General features: G+C 50.5%; 15 protein-coding genes. 11 read left to right on the plus strand and 4 right to left on the minus strand.

The window, feature by feature from the left end; genetic code table 11:
* Nucleotide 1: 1 nt before the first annotated feature.
* The 3 genes from T491_RS0107350 to T491_RS0107360 are packed head-to-tail and all read right to left on the minus strand — an operon-like array spanning nt 2 to nt 3,579.
* On the minus strand, nt 2–1,867 hold the full coding sequence (locus T491_RS0107350; protein WP_231480206.1) for a glycoside hydrolase family 97 protein: 1,866 nt from the start codon (nt 1,865–1,867) through the stop codon (nt 2–4).
* A 1-nt stretch (nt 1,868) separates the two neighbouring features.
* Nucleotides 1,869–2,780 (minus strand): amidohydrolase, encoded by a 912-nt coding sequence (locus tag T491_RS0107355; protein ID WP_028903321.1) that lies wholly within the window; start codon nt 2,778–2,780, stop codon nt 1,869–1,871.
* 7 nt (nt 2,781–2,787) lie between these two features.
* Complete coding sequence (locus T491_RS0107360) at nt 2,788–3,579, minus strand: C1 family peptidase (RefSeq protein WP_028903322.1); 792 nt, start codon at nt 3,577–3,579, stop codon at nt 2,788–2,790.
* Between the two features lie 136 nt (nt 3,580–3,715).
* Here T491_RS0107360 and T491_RS0107365 point away from each other — a divergent pair, with 136 nt between their 5' ends.
* The 6 genes from T491_RS0107365 to nrdG all read left to right on the plus strand — a co-directional run bounded on the left by T491_RS0107365 (nt 3,716) and on the right by nrdG (nt 9,763).
* Nucleotides 3,716–4,330 (plus strand): deoxynucleoside kinase, encoded by a 615-nt coding sequence (locus T491_RS0107365; RefSeq protein ID WP_028903323.1) that lies wholly within the window; start codon nt 3,716–3,718, stop codon nt 4,328–4,330.
* 33 nt (nt 4,331–4,363) lie between these two features.
* Nucleotides 4,364–4,984, plus strand: coding sequence for a deoxynucleoside kinase (locus T491_RS0107370; RefSeq protein WP_028903324.1), 621 nt, complete (start codon nt 4,364–4,366; stop codon nt 4,982–4,984).
* A gap of 42 nt (nt 4,985–5,026) precedes the next feature.
* Nucleotides 5,027–6,274 carry a peptidase U32 family protein gene (locus tag T491_RS0107375; protein ID WP_036915639.1) on the plus strand — a complete coding sequence of 416 codons (1,248 nt, stop codon included), beginning with the start codon at nt 5,027–5,029 and terminating at the stop codon, nt 6,272–6,274.
* A gap of 313 nt (nt 6,275–6,587) precedes the next feature.
* Nucleotides 6,588–7,010: a SufE family protein gene (locus tag T491_RS0107380; RefSeq protein ID WP_028903326.1), complete on the plus strand. Its 423-nt coding sequence runs from the start codon at nt 6,588–6,590 to the stop codon at nt 7,008–7,010.
* 18 nt (nt 7,011–7,028) lie between these two features.
* On the plus strand, nt 7,029–9,266 hold the full coding sequence (locus T491_RS0107385; protein ID WP_028903327.1) for an anaerobic ribonucleoside triphosphate reductase: 2,238 nt from the start codon (nt 7,029–7,031) through the stop codon (nt 9,264–9,266).
* Nucleotides 9,266–9,763: an anaerobic ribonucleoside-triphosphate reductase activating protein gene (nrdG, locus tag T491_RS0107390; protein ID WP_028903328.1), complete on the plus strand. Its 498-nt coding sequence runs from the start codon at nt 9,266–9,268 to the stop codon at nt 9,761–9,763. The genes T491_RS0107385 and nrdG overlap by 1 nt, the downstream gene beginning before the upstream one ends.
* On the opposite strand, the gene T491_RS0107395 is transcribed toward nrdG, so the two are convergent.
* A complete protein-coding gene (locus T491_RS0107395) occupies nt 9,753–11,057 on the minus strand; it encodes a histidine-type phosphatase (protein WP_028903329.1) in 1,305 nt (434 codons plus the stop codon). The two genes, nrdG and T491_RS0107395, sit on opposite strands and share 11 nt — an antisense overlap.
* A gap of 68 nt (nt 11,058–11,125) precedes the next feature.
* On the opposite strand from T491_RS0107395, the gene T491_RS0107400 reads away from it, so the two are divergent.
* Genes T491_RS0107400 through ispG form a run of 5 tightly spaced genes read left to right on the plus strand, consistent with a single transcriptional unit; the run spans nt 11,126 to nt 15,881 of the window.
* Nucleotides 11,126–11,776: a hypothetical protein gene (locus tag T491_RS0107400; protein ID WP_028903330.1), complete on the plus strand. Its 651-nt coding sequence runs from the start codon at nt 11,126–11,128 to the stop codon at nt 11,774–11,776.
* A 37-nt stretch (nt 11,777–11,813) separates the two neighbouring features.
* The gene (rpoN, locus tag T491_RS0107405; RefSeq protein ID WP_155950074.1) at nt 11,814–13,316 is read left to right on the plus strand and encodes an RNA polymerase factor sigma-54; all 1,503 of its coding nucleotides are present in this window, start codon (nt 11,814–11,816) and stop codon (nt 13,314–13,316) included.
* On the plus strand, nt 13,313–13,933 hold the full coding sequence (locus T491_RS0107410) for a phosphatase PAP2 family protein (RefSeq protein WP_033149153.1): 621 nt from the start codon (nt 13,313–13,315) through the stop codon (nt 13,931–13,933). The genes rpoN and T491_RS0107410 overlap by 4 nt, the downstream gene beginning before the upstream one ends.
* 34 nt (nt 13,934–13,967) lie before the next feature.
* Complete coding sequence (purE, locus tag T491_RS0107415) at nt 13,968–14,474, plus strand: 5-(carboxyamino)imidazole ribonucleotide mutase (RefSeq protein ID WP_028903333.1); 507 nt, start codon at nt 13,968–13,970, stop codon at nt 14,472–14,474.
* 27 nt (nt 14,475–14,501) lie between these two features.
* A complete protein-coding gene (ispG, locus tag T491_RS0107420; protein ID WP_028903334.1) occupies nt 14,502–15,881 on the plus strand; it encodes a (E)-4-hydroxy-3-methylbut-2-enyl-diphosphate synthase in 1,380 nt (459 codons plus the stop codon).
* Nucleotides 15,882–15,923 lie beyond the last annotated feature (42 nt).

A 15,923-nucleotide genomic window follows, 5' to 3' on the forward strand; every position in this document is an offset into this window, starting at 1 on the left:
TTTATTTGATGACGAGCACAAAGCCACCACGGGGTTGTGTGGTGATATGGCGCGGGAGCTGATTGCCTGTAGTGATCAACCAGTCCTTGTTGCCAGTCAGTTGCCATTGTGATGGATCAGCATCGGCAAAGGTCTTCACACAGTGGTTGCTGCCTGTGATGAAACTCAGATCTACATCGAGTGTCTTCTGGCTGTCGGTACCGTTGATACCGGCTACATACCAGGTGTTGCCACTGCGACGGGCCAGTACCACGCTTTCGCCAGGATAGCCGCTCACATAGCGTGTCTCATCCCAGGTGGTGGGCAGCTGACCGAAGAAATCCTGTACGGCCTGTGGCTGTGCGAGGTAGCTCTCGGGCTTGTCGGCGAGATGCTGCAGGGCACTCTCGTAGAGTACGGTCAGCGCCAACTCGTGGGCATCGCTGGTGATATGCGGGTGCTGCGAATCGCTGAAGGTACAAGGGGTGTAGTCCATCGGGCCGATGATGTTACGGGTGAATGGCAGGGTGGTGTTGTGACTGGCGGCTGCCTTGGTAAAGGTGGGCACGTTGTTGTACCACTCAGCACCATATACACCCTCGGTAGAAAGCAGGTTGGGGTAGGTGCGCTGCCAGCCACGAGGTACGGTAGCGCCATGGAAGTTGACCAGCAGGTGGTGCTTGGCGGCGCACTCCAGCAGGTCGATGCAGTAGGTCATGTCGCGCTGGCAGTCGCCTGAGAAGAAGTCGATCTTCACGCCTGCCACGCCGATCTTCTCGCACCAGGCAAACTCCTTTTCGCGGTCTTCGGGCTTGTTCAGGCGGAACTTGGGTGTTGGTGCGCCGTCAATCCAGCCTACTGATGAGTTGTACCAGATCATGGGCTTGATGCCTTTCTGGTTAGCGTAAGCTACGGCATCCTCGATGGTCTTACCATCTTGCATCTCATCCCACTCGGCATCAATCAGTACGTAAGGTAACTTGAGTGTGACAGCCATGTCGACGTATTTCCTGATGATGTTATAGTCGTTTGAGCCATGGTTGTATGCCCAGTATATCCATGATACTACACCCGGCTTGATCCAGTTGGTGTCTGGCAGTTTACATGGCTCGCTGACATCGGTGACGAGGGTGCTCTGGATGAGGTCCTGCATCGAACCTATGATGGCCACACGCCAGGGTGAGTGCCACTTTCCCTTGAAGCTGATCTCGTTCACATCAGGGGTGACGCGCAGCAGGTCGCCATCGGTGTAGAGACATGCCGCAGCCTGGTTACGCTCGATATTAGCTTCGGTAAGCAACATGAACACGCCGTCCTGAGGTTCTACCAGTGTGGGGAATCCCCAGCGCAGGTTGTAGCCCTCGGGCGATTTGACCACACCAGCCATACGACCGATAGGCTTGATCTTGCCTGTGGTGCTCATGGGGTAGAAGCCCTCGTAGCTGTCGGTCCACTGCAGCATCCAGCGCTTGGTGCCTTCGGGAATCATGTAGGCCGTCTGCTCCTTGGGCAGTTTGCCGTTCAGGCCACTCAGCTCGTAGCGGAAGGCAGCGCCGTCGTTGTAGAGGCGCAGTACCAGTTGCAGTCTGCCGTTCAGCTTGGCCACATATTCGTTGGCCTCGTTGGTGCAGATGGATTTCTTACCTGCCAGCATCTCGTAGTTGGCGGCAATCTTATGGGTGGGTTTCCATTTCAGTCTGCTATTCTTGATGCCCTCATAACCTAACACAGGGATGTTGAGCACTTGTTTCTGCTGGTAATTCACAGTGATGCCTGCGGCACTGTTTGCAACGGTCAGTTTGCCGTTGGGTGATACGGGTTGTTGAGCCCAGGTGCTGACAACAGCCAGACACATGGCGCATACTGATAAAATGAATTTCTTCATCATATTATTCACTCATGTTTTTGATATACGGTAATTGTGGCAGTTCGCCGAAACCAAAGAACTGCTTGGCATTCTCGCCTAAGAAGAGCTGTTTTTCGCGGTCGGTCAGCTCGGTCGACTTCAGGACGAAGTCGTACGACATCTTGTAGGTGATGGCGGTGATGGTGCGTGGATAGTCGGAGCCCCACATCAGTTTCTCCATGCCTACCTCGTCGGCAGCCTCCTTGATGGCACGAACGGCTGAGGGAAATGGATAGAACTCTTCGTTGAAGAGCCAGGTGATGCCACCACTCTCTACAAAGACGTTTTTGTGACGAGCCAGGCGTATCTGACTCATCCAGCCCTCGCGGGTCACCATGCCGAAATGGCCGATGGCTATTTTCAGGTTGGGGCACTCTTGTATAATCTCCTCCATCTGCCCCACCTGGGCATCGCCATCCATCAGCTCGATGCCGAGAATCCTGCCTTTCTCTTCCAGCAGCTGCATCAGCTGCATCATCTCGTCGGTCAGGAACTGTTGGGGCAAACGGGCGGCAGGCACTTTGATGCCCTTGAAGGAATCGACCACTGCCGGTGCCATCTCCATGTATCCCGGATAGCGATAATCCAGCATGCCAAACGTGAAGAAACGGTTGGGGTAGCGGTTCTCTACTTGTATCAGATAGCTGTTCTGGATACCGTCGATGAACTCCTGGGTTACTACAGCAGCAGCCACCTGGGCGTAGTCCATGTTCGAGAGGAAACGCTCGGCGGTGTTCTGTCCGTCGGTCATGAAGGGGGGCAGCATCTGTCGTTCCTCACCAAAGAACAGCGAGCGACTGCGGTTGGGTTCCAACTGGCAGATACGGGTGCCGTTGACCACTGTGTCCTGATTCAGCCAAAGATGGCTATGTGCATCAATAATTAGTTTCTCCATATCTTGTTTATTCTTCGTAGGCTTCCTGGGTCATTTCCACGGCTACGGTCTCATCCTTGAACCGTGCCATAGGGTAGTATTCCAGACCTTTGTACTGTCCCTTGTCGCCCCATGAGTTCTTCATCACGAAATACTGCTCGCCGGCTTCATCATGGGCAATGCCGACAATGGCCATGGCGTGGTTCTGGTCTTCCCAGCACACGCCGTGGTGGTGCCTGACTGCCCGTACGGTCTTTGCTAACAATGAGTCCATGGGAATATTCAGGTAGCGTTCGTGGGTCCAGTTGTCGGGCACGTCCAGTTCTGCCTCCTCATCGTAGGGCAGCTTGTCATTGCTCATCAGGGCTATGTATTCGCCTGGCTTGCACACGCTACGGGCAAACTCCTGAGGTGTGTATTGGGCGCCCAGCATGAATACCCATTGGGGAGCAGGCGTGTCAACTTTGCGCATGGCATCGTAGCCACAAATGCCGTATTTCTCTATCATCGTGATGAGTGTGGTGGGCTCGCCACGCTTGGTGGCGGGGCAGGCTGTCTCCTGTTCAATCAGCTTCTCTATATAATAAGGTGATAGGTTGACCGAATCGCCCCAGCTCAGGTGCTCGGTCTCGATGGCAGCCAGCATGGCGTATATCCAGCACGTCTCGCTGTCGCCCTGGTCCTTCACGGGGGTCATGCGGTTCATGACCTCGACGGTGAAGTGTTTGCCCGTTGGTGTGTAGGTACTTGTTTGCTGGGCACAACTGGTCACCAGCATTGCCAACCCCATACAATATAAGATCACGGTTTTAAGTTTCATGGGCGCAAAGGTAATACTTTTTTAAAAGACTGAGATACAGAGGTGCAGAGAATTATATTAAAAAAACAAAAAACTCGGTATCTCTGTGTCTCTGTGTTTTATATTTTGCGTAACTTTGCAGCCCAATTCAACGAGTATGCATATCGCAGTAGCAGGAAATATAGGTAGTGGAAAGTCAACGCTCACCCGACTTCTGGCCCGTCATTACGGCTGGGAGGCGAGGTATGAGGCCGTGGACCATAACCCCTATCTTGAAGATTACTACCGTGATATCCAACGTTGGTCGTTCAATATGGAAGTGTACTTCCTGAAGGAACGTTTCCATGATCTCATTGATATCGCCCAGGCCGATCATACCATCATTCAGGACCGTACCATCTACGAGGGTGTGTATGTGTTCATGGAGAATAACCGCGATATGGGCAACCTGAGCGAGCGCGACTACGAGACTTATATGGAGCTGTTTGAGCAGATGATGACGGTAGTCAAGGTTCCCGACCTGATGATCTATCTGCGTGCTTCGGTGCCCCATCTGGTAAGCAATATCCAAAAGCGTGGCCGTGACTACGAACAGAGCATACAACTGGAGTATCTGCAGAACCTGAATCGCCGTTACGACGATTTTATCAAGAACAAATACCCTGGTCGTGTGATTACTATCGAGAAAGATCATCTCGACTTCCTTAATATTCCTAAGGACCTCTCTGGCATCATCGACAAAATCGATGCAACACTCTTCGGATTGTTTTAATTCTCAATTGTCAATTCTCAATTTAAATAAATTATGCATATTGCCGTAGCAGGAAACATTGGTAGTGGCAAGACCACGCTGACTAAGTTGTTGGCACATCGTTACAATTGGATTCCCCGTTTCGAACCCGTGGATAATAACCCGTATCTGGCTGATTTCTATGCCGATATGCCTCGTTGGTCGTTCAATCTGCAGATTTACTTTCTGAACAAGCGCTTCAAGGAGGTGGTTGAGATTGCCCAGTCGAAGGATACCATCATCCAGGATCGCACCATCTTCGAGGATGCCCGTATCTTTGCACCTAATCTACATGGACAGGGCTTGATGAGCGATCGCGATTTTGCAAACTATACCGATCTGTTCGATCTGATGATGTCGCTCGTGAAGTTGCCCGACCTCATGATCTACATCCGTTCAAGTATCCCAACCTTGGTGGCTCAGATTCAGAAACGTGGTCGTGAGTATGAGCAGACCATGCGACTGGACTATCTGCAGGGCTTGGAGAAGCGTTATGAGGACTGGATTGCTACTTATAAGGGCCCGCTGATTATCGTTGATGGCGATAACTGTAAGTTTGGCGACAACCCCGAGGACTTCCAGCAGGTATGTGATCTGATAGACCAGAAGCTATACGGCCTGTTCCCCTTGGAGTAAAAAGTCCTGAAGTCCTGTAGTCCGTTGCAAAAAAATATCAAGATGATACAAGATTACGAAATAATGGCCCCTGTGGGCTCACGCGAGTCGCTTGCCGCAGCTATCCAGGCTGGGGCTGACAGCATTTACTTTGGTATAGAGAAGTTGAATATGCGCGCCCATTCGGCGACAACTTTTACCATCGACGATCTGCGCGAGATTGCTCAGACCTGCGATGAACATGGCATTAAGAGCTATCTCACCGTGAACACGATTATCTATGGTGAGGATATCCCCTTGATGCACGAGATTATCGATGCAGCCAAAGAGGCTGGCATCTCGGCTGTCATTGCCAGCGATGTGGCTGTGATGACCTATTGTAATCAGGTGGGACAGGAGGTTCATCTGTCAACCCAGCTTAACATATCTAATATAGAGGCCTTGAAGTTCTATGCCCAGTTTGCCGACGTGGTGGTGCTGGCGCGTGAGCTGAACATGGATCAGGTGGCTGAGATCTTCCGTCAGGTAGAGGAACAGCATATCTGCGGCCCAAGCGGCAATCAGATCCGTATCGAGATGTTCTGTCATGGTGCCCTCTGCATGGCTATCAGCGGTAAGTGCTACATGAGTCTGCATGCTGCTAACCGTTCGGCGAATCGTGGTGAGTGCATACAGGTGTGCCGTCGTTCATACACAGCTACCGACAATGAGACCGGCTATCAGCTGGATATCGACAATAAGTATATCATGAGTCCGAAGGACTTGAAGACCGTGCGCTTTATCGACCGTATGATGAAGAGTGGTGTGCGTGTGTTCAAGATTGAGGGTCGTGCCCGTGGTCCCGAATATGTCTATACTGTGGTTACCACCTACAAGGAGGCCATACAGGCTGTGCTCGATGGAACATTCACCGAGGAGAAGAAGGAAGAGTGGGATGCTCGTCTGGCAACCGTGTTCAACCGCGGTTTCTGGGACGGTTATTATCAGGGCCAGCTCATGGGCGAGTGGAACAAACACTACGGATCGAACGCTACCGAGCGTAAGGTATATATAGGTAAGGGCGTGAAATACTTCTCGAAGTTGGGCGTGGCCGAGTTTACCGTTGAGGCCAACACCTTCAAGGTGGGCGATAAGATGCTGATTACAGGTCCTACCACCGGCGTGATGTATGTGACAGCCAACGAGATTCACGGCGACAATGGTCCCGTAGAAGTGGCAGAGAAAGGCACCCGCGTGTCGATAGCCGTCACCGATAAGATCCGTCCGAGCGATAAGCTCTTCAGATTGGAACCGGTAGAACCGAAAGCATGATCATACCATTAGGGGGGCGCATCACTGCGCCCCCCCCTAATTAACTTACTAACCAATTACTAATCATTATACTAACAAAAACCTATAAATGTATGAAAAAACTAACTCGTTATCTAACTAATCATTTCTGATTTCCGATGCAAAGATAGGCTGAATTTCCGAGCCTTCAAAATACTTTCAACGAACCCCTAAAAATGTTCAGTCAATTTGTAGATTTATATTTTCTTAAGGCTGAAAATTAACTGATTTTAATATGGTGGATGTTTGGTAGGATAGGGGAAATTTAGTAACTTTGCAGGCAAAAATTAGAGCTATGACAATTAACGAAATTCAGGACGAGATTATCGAGGAGTTCAGTGGTTTCGACGACTGGATGGATAAGTATCAGTTACTCATCGATTTAGGTAACGAACAGGAGCCTTTGGATGAGAAGTACAAGACAGAGCAGAATCTGATTGACGGCTGTCAGAGCCGTGTGTGGTTGCAGGCCGATCTGGTGGATGGTAGTATCCACTTCAGTGCAGAGAGCGATGCCCTGATTGTGAAGGGTATTGTGGCCTTGCTGATTCGTGTGCTGAGCGACCATACGCCTCAGGAGATTCTGGATGCAGATCTGTACTTTATTGAACAAATAGGTCTGAAGGAGCATCTGTCGCCTACCCGCAGCAATGGTCTGCTGGCCATGGTGAAACAGATCAAGATGTATGCGTTGGCATTTAATGAGACACTTAAATAATAATAACTAAATAACCATATGATACAGACAGTAAAGAAGCGCGATGGGCGCATAGTAGGATTTAACGAACAGAAAGTAATGGCCGCTATCCGTAAGGCCATGTTGCACACTGATAAAGGCGAGGACGAGCGTCTGCTCTACCAGATTACCGACCGTATTGCCCAGAGAGGTGAGAGTCAGATGACGGTGGAGGAGATTCAGGACCTGGTGGAGATGGAGCTCATGAAGTCGAGTCGTAAGGACGTGGCTCAGAAGTACATCGCCTATCGCAACCAGCGTTCTATTGCCCGTAAGGCCAAGACCCGTGAGGTATTCCTTGATATTGTGAATATCAAGAACAACGACGTGACGCGTGAAAACGCCAACATGAATGCCGATACCCCTGCGGGCATGATGATGAAATTTGCCAGCGAGACAACCAAACCCTTCGTAGATGACTATCTGCTGAGTGAGGAGAGTCGCAACGCCGTAGAGCATAACTATCTGCACATTCACGATAAGGATTACTATCCCACCAAGAGTCTTACCTGCGTGCAGCATCCTCTGGATAATATCCTGCAGAACGGTTTTACCGCCGGACATGGTGCCTCACGCGCAGCCAAGCGTATTGAGACAGCCAGTGTGCTGGCATGTATATCGATGGAGTGTGCTCAGAACGAGATGCACGGCGGACAGGCTATCCCTGCCTTCGACTTCTATTTGGCACCCTACGTGCGTATGAGTTATATTGAGGAGCTGAAAGCCCTCGAAGACCTGTATGGCGAGAGTTTCAAGGACTTATACGATGAACCTTTGATGGACTACCTGAAGGCACCACTCGATGGTCTGGAGGGGCGTGATCGTGCCCGTCAGCATGCTATCAACAAGACCGTTGGTCGTGTGCATCAGGCTATGGAGGCCTTTATCCACAATATGAACACCATCCACTCGCGTGGTGGTAACCAGGTGGTGTTCTCGAGTATCAACTACGGAACCGACACCAGTGCCGAGGGTCGTTGCGTGATGCGTGAGATCCTGCTTTCTACTTATGAAGGTGTGGGCAATGGCGAGACTGCTATCTTCCCTATCCAGATATGGAAAAAGAAACGCGGTGTGAACTACCTGCCTGAGGATCGTAACTTCGACCTGTATCAGCTGGCATGTAAGGTGACTGCCCGTCGTTTCTTCCCTAACTTCCTGAATCTGGATGCCAGCTTCAATCAGGATGCTGACTGGAAGGCTGATGATCCCAAGCGTTTTGTACACGAGGTGGCAACCATGGGATGCCGTACCCGTGTGTTTGAGAACCGCTTTGGTCCCAAGACCAGTATCGGCCGTGGTAACCTGAGTTTCTCGACCATCAATATTGTGAAGCTGGCGTTGGAGTGCCGTGAGGAACAGGATCAGCAGAAGCGTATCGATATGTTCTTTGCCAAGCTCGACCAGATGCTGGAGATTACTGCCAAGCAGCTGGACGACCGTTTCCAGTTCCAGAAGACAGCCTTTGCCAAGCAGTTCCCTCTGCTGATGCAGTGCCTGTGGATTGGCGCCGACAAGCTGAAGCCGATGGATACCATCGAGAGCGTCATCAATCAGGGTACTCTGGGTATCGGCTTTATCGGACTGGCTGAGTGTTTGGTGGCTCTGATTGGCAAGCACCATGGTGAGAGTGAAGAGGCACAGGCCTTGGGCGTGAAGATTGTAACCTATATGCGTGACCGCGTGAATGAGTTCTGCGAGCGCTATCATCATAACTATAGTGTGCTGGCTACGCCTGCCGAGGGTCTGAGCGGTAAGTTTACCAAGAAGGACCGTAAGGAGTTCGGTATCGTGCCAGGTGTGACCGATCGTGATTACTATACCAACTCGAACCATGTGCCCGTGTACTATAAGTGCTCTGCCCGTCATAAGGCTGAGATTGAGGCACCTTATCACAACCTGACCCGTGGCGGACATATCTTCTATGTAGAGATTGATGGTGACGCTACGCATAATCCACAGGTGATTATGAGTGTAGTCGATATGATGGATCAGTTGGATATGGGTTACGGCAGTGTTAACCACAACCGTAACCGTTGTATGGACTGTGGCTATGAGAATGCCGACGATCATCTGGAGAAGTGCCCCAAGTGCGGCAGCGCTAACATCGACAAGCTACAGCGCATTACAGGCTATCTGGTTGGTACTACCGACCGCTGGAACTCAGGTAAACTGGCTGAGTTGAACGATCGTGTAACCCACATCGATCACGCCGCCCAGGAGCAGAAACTGTTCTGATGATCAGGGTATTAGACGTCATAGAAGATACAATGGTGGATGGACCGGGGTTCCGGACGTCCATCTATTGTGCTGGATGCAGGCATCAGTGTCCCAGCTGCCATAATCCCCAGTCGTGGGATTTTGGTGGCGGGCGCGAGATGAGCACTGAGCAACTGATGCAAATCATCGAGGCCGACCCATATGCCAACGTGACATTCTCGGGTGGCGACCCTATGTATCAGTGCGACGGATTTGCCGAACTGGCCCGCGCCATACACAGCCGTACCAACAAGGATATATGGTGCTATACGGGATTTACCTACGAGACACTGATAACACGCGCACAGCGCGAACTGCTATACGAGATAGATGTGTTGGTGGACGGTCCGTTTGTAGAGCGCCTGAAAGATCCCGACCTGCTGTTTCGTGGCAGCTCGAACCAGCGCATCATCAACGTGCCCGCATCGCTTTACGAGGGGCACGTGGTATTGTGGGAGCCGGATATCAACGTTTAGGCTTGGCTAATTTTGCCTCATAATCATTAATTTTCTTCATGTAGTATTCGCGGAAATCGCGATAATGATAATAGGGCGCTATATCAGTAGGTATAGGCAGTGTGGCCTCGTTTTCGTTAAGCAGTACCTTGAAGATAATGTCATGATCTTTTTCGTCCTTCCGGTAGAATATAAACTGGATGTTGGCAGCCATGGGGAATACCTCGAAGTTGATCCAACCATCGATATCCAGGCGGTCCAGATCGCGTATCTCACGACCATAGCCATTCAGTCCTAACAGACAGGTGAGCGGCAGGATAATCGTTTCGTGTCCAAATCGCAATGTGGCGCCAGGGTGCGGCTGGTTAATGCAGCTGTCGGCATCCAGGATGATACGCTCCAGAAGCCGGCGCTGGGTGTAAGGCTGTTTGCCGCCATTGAAGGGATTGCAGCCAAAGCTGAGGTACCAGAATGCATTAGCCTGGAGCCAGTTGTTGTAGAGCTCGTCGGGCGAATAGATATCGAACAGACTGAACAAGTCGCGCATCTCGGTGCCTTGTACACTCGATGCAATCTTGAAGATGGAGCGGTTTAACTCAAAAGCGTCCACCTCCCGATTGAAATAATCCTTGTCATTAAACAGTTTGCTCATGGCGGGCTTGTGAATTTCGTATTTCGCACAGAAATTCTTGTATGCCTGTTGGGTTTTCTTGGAATAGCGTTTCTTGTAGAGCGCCGAGTCCTGCATGTTCATGTAGTACATGTCGTGCTGTGAGGCATCGGCATTAAAGATGAGCTTCGGGTTGTTTTTTGCCAGTTGTAGTAGCTCGTGCTGCATGGAGAGGATACAGCGGATAACGACTGTGCTCTTGGCTTCAATCACAGAGCGCCCTTGGAATACTTCTGGGAAACGGTCGTACATGCGCTGGGCAATCTGCTGATGTTGTACGGCGCCAAGCGGTGTCAGGTCGCCATAACGGTCTTGGGCATCTTCGCGCAAGTAGCCTAATAGCCGTAATGCCTTCTGACCTAACTCGGTCAGTTTTCCAAGGCTGTCAGCCTTAAGTAGAACCTGATAGGGATAATCGTACTCTTCGGCCTTAATGAGATAACGCGATCCATGACGCGAATAACTACTGATGTAGAATGGCTTTTTACCTGAGGGTGACGGCGTGAGTTCTCGTGTCGGTCCCTGATAAGCATAGTAATTACTGCCCGCCTTGAGAAAGTCTCGTTTCAGTTCTTCGCGAACGTTTTGAGCGCAGACGGAGGTTACAGATAGTGCCCAAAGGGCAAATAATACCACTTTTCTCATAATTTTCTCTCCTTTTCGGTGCAAATATACAAAAAAAACATTATTTTTGCAAAAAAATAGCACATAATATGGCAAAAAACTCAAAATGGCAGGATGAATACTGGCTGCTGCTGATGCAGTTGTACTTACAAAACCCCATTGGTATCAAGCCGATGTATAGTAAGGCAATGGTTGATTTGAGCATGGAATTGCATATTGCGCCCAATGTGCTCTTCAACAAAATGTGTCAGATAGCCAATCTGGAAACACCCCGTATCGAACACTTCTGGGAGGTGTACGGGCAGAATCCCCGCAAGCTGAAACGCGCAGTGAACTTATTGCGCGAGATGTGGGGGTTCAACAATGCGTTGGAGTTCTATAATGGTGTGGAGACCAACGAGAGTTTCGAGAAGGATTTCAGACCTGTTGCCGATACAACCCCGTTGACACCTGTCATGTTGACGTTAATCCTGGACCTTTATTTCCGTCTGACACCTATCACGATGGTGGTAGAGACGCCCGAGGTGCAGGAACTGGCCAAAGATATGAAGGTGAAGCCTCAAGATGTGGTCGAGGCGATGGCAACCTTCCAGCATTGTGATCCTTACCTGAACCGCAAGGATGTGGTGAGGGACGATCTGGTGCAGGCTTGTCAGCAGATATGGCGCCGCTATGGCAATGCCAATCCGGAGGATCTGGCCTCGTTTGCCGAACAGCTGAAAGAGTACTTTAAGCATTGAACATTGAACTTTGAACTTTGAATTTTGAACTTTGAGTATTAAGAACGCACAGATACAGGAACAACTACAGCAACAGAAACTGGGACAGACGTTTTCTCAGCAGCAGTTGTTGCAATCGTCGCTGATAGAACTACCAGTGACGCAGTTGGTTGACCGTATCAATACAGAGATGAACGACAATCCAGCTCTGGAGAGCGAGTCGCCTTATGACGATGATACCATAGCCACTGAAGAAAATGATTTCGATAATGATGCCGAGGGCACTGAGGATTTCGAGACCGTCAACGAGCGTGAAGAGCGTCAGTCGGCGTTGGACGAAGCCCTGAGTGGTATCGGGCGTGACGACGAGGATCTGCCTGTCTATCAGAGCGGCAGCTCGTATAGCGAAGAGCGTGAGGAGATGGTCTATGGTGAGACCGTATCCTTCTATGACCAGTTGAAGGAACAGGTGGGCGAGATGGATCTGACACCGAAAGAGCGTGATATCATGGAATACCTGATAGGGTCGCTCGATGATGACGGACTATTGCGCAAAGATCTTTCGATTGTGAGTGACGAGCTGGCGATATACCATAATATTGATGTAACAGAGCAAGAGATAGAGCATGTACTGCTGATGCTGCAGGCTTTTGATCCGGCAGGTATTGGCGCACGGTCGTTGCAGGAGTGTCTGCTGTTGCAGATAGAGCGTCGCGACCCGTCGAGGGTGCGCGATCTGATGGAACGTGTGGTGAACGATTATTTCGAAGCCTTTACACGCAAGCACTGGGATAAGATACAAGATGACCTGAAGCTATCCGACATGCAGGCCGAGGCTTTGTTTCATGAACTGCGTAAGCTGAATCCGCGTCCAGGTGCCTCGTTAGGTGAGACTGTTGGCAGGAGTATGCAGCAGATAACCCCCGATTTCATCGTAGATACCCAGGACGATGGTACCATCACCTTTACGTTGAATAATGGTGAGGTGCCCGAACTGAGGGTGTCGCAGTCGTTTGTCGACTCCATGAAGGAGTATCAGCAGAACAAAGACCATCTGAGCAAGCAGACCAAGGAGGCGCTGTTGTACATCAAGAAGAAGGTGGATGCTGCTCAGGGATTTATCGAGGCTGTCAAGGTGCGTCGCCATACGCTGACGGTTACCATGCGTGCCATCATCCAGTTGCAGCGTCAGTTCTTCCTGGATGGTGATGAGGCTTCGCTCAGACCGATGATCCTGAAGGATGTGGCTGAGAAAGCCGGACTCGATATCTCGACCATCTCGCGTGTGAGCAATTCGAAATATGCTCAGACCCGTTGGGGCACCTTCCCGTTGCGTCATTTCTTCAGTGACGGCTACGTGACAGAGAGTGGTGAGGAGCTGAGTACCCGACAGATCAAGGCCGCGCTCCGCGATCTGGTGGATGCTGAGGATAAGCGTAAACCGCTGAGCGACGATCAGTTGAAGGACCAGTTGGCTGCCAAGGGATTCCCTATTGCCCGTCGTACGGTGGCCAAGTATCGTGAACAGTTAGGAATTCCCATAGCAAGACTTAGGAAATGAGCAGAGAAAAGAATATCATATTGACGGCACGCGTGGTGAGCATGGTGTTCACACCATTCTATCTGCCGATTGTGGGACTGATGGCACTCTTCTTTCTGAGTTATCTCAGTCTGATGCCCTTGGCCTACAAGTTGCAGGTGCTCGCGTTGGTGTATTTCTTCACAATCCTGTTGCCTACGGTACTGATTCATCTCTACCGTAAGTATAATGGTTGGAACCTGATTGAACTGGGACATAAGGAGCGTCGTATGGTGCCCTATGTAATCTCTATTCTGTGCTATTTCTTCTGTGTGTATATCATGGATATGATGCATATTCCCCATTTCATGGGAACCATCGTGTCGGCAGCTCTGGCCATTCAGATTGTGTGTGCCCTTGTCAATGTGTGGTGGAAGATTTCTACCCATACCTCTGCTATCGGCGGTGTGGCTGGCGCTCTGTTCGTGTTTGGCGAATTGTTTGGGTTCAACCCCATCTGGTGGCTATGTCTGGTGCTGATACTGGCAGGTATGTTGGGCACCAGCCGTATGATTCTGCGTCAGCACTCGTTGTCGCAGGTGGTAGCAGGATTCCTGGTGGGCCTTGTATGTTCTGTACTCGGTCTGCTGTATTTGTAAATGGTAAATTGAAAATAATAAAATTGTAAATGATATGAAGCCATTAGTTAGTATTATCATGGGCAGTACAAGCGATCTGCCCATTATGGAAAAAGCCTGTAAGTTTCTCGATGAGATGCAGGTGCCTTTTGAAGTAAATGCCCTTTCGGCTCACCGTACTCCCGATGCTGTGGAGGAATTTGCCCGTACCGCTAAGGATCGTGGCATCAAGGTGATTATTGCTGGTGCCGGTATGGCTGCTGCCCTGCCTGGCGTCATCGCTGCTTCTACCACTCTGCCCGTCATTGGCGTACCCATTAAGGGTATGTTGGATGGTCTTGATGCGATGCTGTCCATCATCCAGATGCCCCCGGGAATCCCCGTGGCTACGGTTGGTGTGAATGGTGCACAGAACGCTGCTATCCTGGCTGTTGAGATGATGGCGTTGGCTGATCAGGATCTGGCTCAGCGTCTGGCTGTGTATAAAGGTAATCTGCGTATCAAGATTGAGAAAGCCAACGAGGAACTCGCAGAGATCAAGTATCAGTTCAAAACCAACTAAAGTTCAAACCTCAAAGTTCAAAGTTCAATGTATAAAAGAAGACAATCATCCGAAGCTCGTGTAGGCGGTATTGGCATTGGTGGTCAGAACCCTATCCGCATCCAGTCGATGGGTACGGTAGATACCAATAATACCGAGGGGTGTGTGGCGCAGGCCAAGCGCATCATCGACGCTGGTGGCGAACTGGTGCGTTTCACCACTCAGGGAACCCGCGAGGCAGAGAACATGAAGAACATCTCGGCTCAGCTCAAGGCCGATGGCTATCAGACACCACTGGTGGCCGACGTGCATTTCACCGCCCATACGGCCGATGTGGCAGCCCTGTATTGTGAGAAGGTGCGTATCAATCCAGGTAACTATGTGGATCCGGGACGTACGTTCAAACACCTGGAATATACTGATGAGGAGTATGCTGCTGAGTTGCAGAAGATAGAGAAGCAGCTGGTGCCATTCCTGAATATCTGTAAGGAGCATCATACTGCCGTTCGTATCGGTGTGAACCACGGTTCGCTCTCTGACCGTATCATGAGTCGTTACGGCGATACGCCCGAGGGTATCGTGGAGAGCTGCATGGAGTTCCTGCGTATTTTTAAGCGTGAGAACTTCAATGATGTGGTTATCTCGATCAAGGCTTCGAATACCGTTGTGATGGTAACCACCATGCGTCTGCTGGTAAAGACCATGGATCAGGAGGATATGCACTACCCTCTGCATCTGGGTGTGACTGAGGCCGGTGAGGGCGAAGACGGACGTATCAAGAGTGCTGTAGGTATCGGCGCCCTGTTGACTGAGGGTATCGGCGACACCATCCGTGTATCGCTGAGTGAGGAGCCTGAGTGTGAGATTCCTGTGGCTCGTAAGCTGGTGGATATGATACCAGAGTGTACCGCCCTGCGCGAAAAAGCTGAGGCAAGCATCAAGAATGATACCATCACACTCGATGTGGATGCCCCCGATTGGGAGACGCTCCAGCTGAAAGCAGCGATGGCTGTAGGTGCCCTGCTGATAGATAAAAAAGCCCACCAGCTGGTCATCAACAGTTCAACGTTCAAAGATCAAAGTTCAAAGTTAGTCGAGCTGGCCGACGCTATCCTGCAGGCTGCCCGTATCAAGTTTACCAAGACCGAGTATATCTCGTGCCCAGGTTGCGGACGTACGCTCTATAACCTGCAGGAGACCATTGCCAAGATCAAGGCTGCTACCAAGGATCTGGTAGGTCTGAAGATTGGTATCATGGGCTGTATCGTGAACGGTCCTGGTGAGATGGCCGATGCCGACTACGGTTACGTAGGTGCTGGGCGCGGAAAAATCTCGCTCTACAAGGCCAAGGAATGTGTTGAGAAGAATATCCCTGAGGAGGAGGCTGTAGAGAAGCTCTTAGAGCTTATCCGCAAGGATAGAGGATAAAGAAAAATCCGTAAAAACGGGTTATTTTGAAAAGTACCTGGA

Source organism: Prevotella sp. P6B4 (assembly GCF_000619985.1).
Lineage (GTDB): Bacteria > Bacteroidota > Bacteroidia > Bacteroidales > Bacteroidaceae > Prevotella.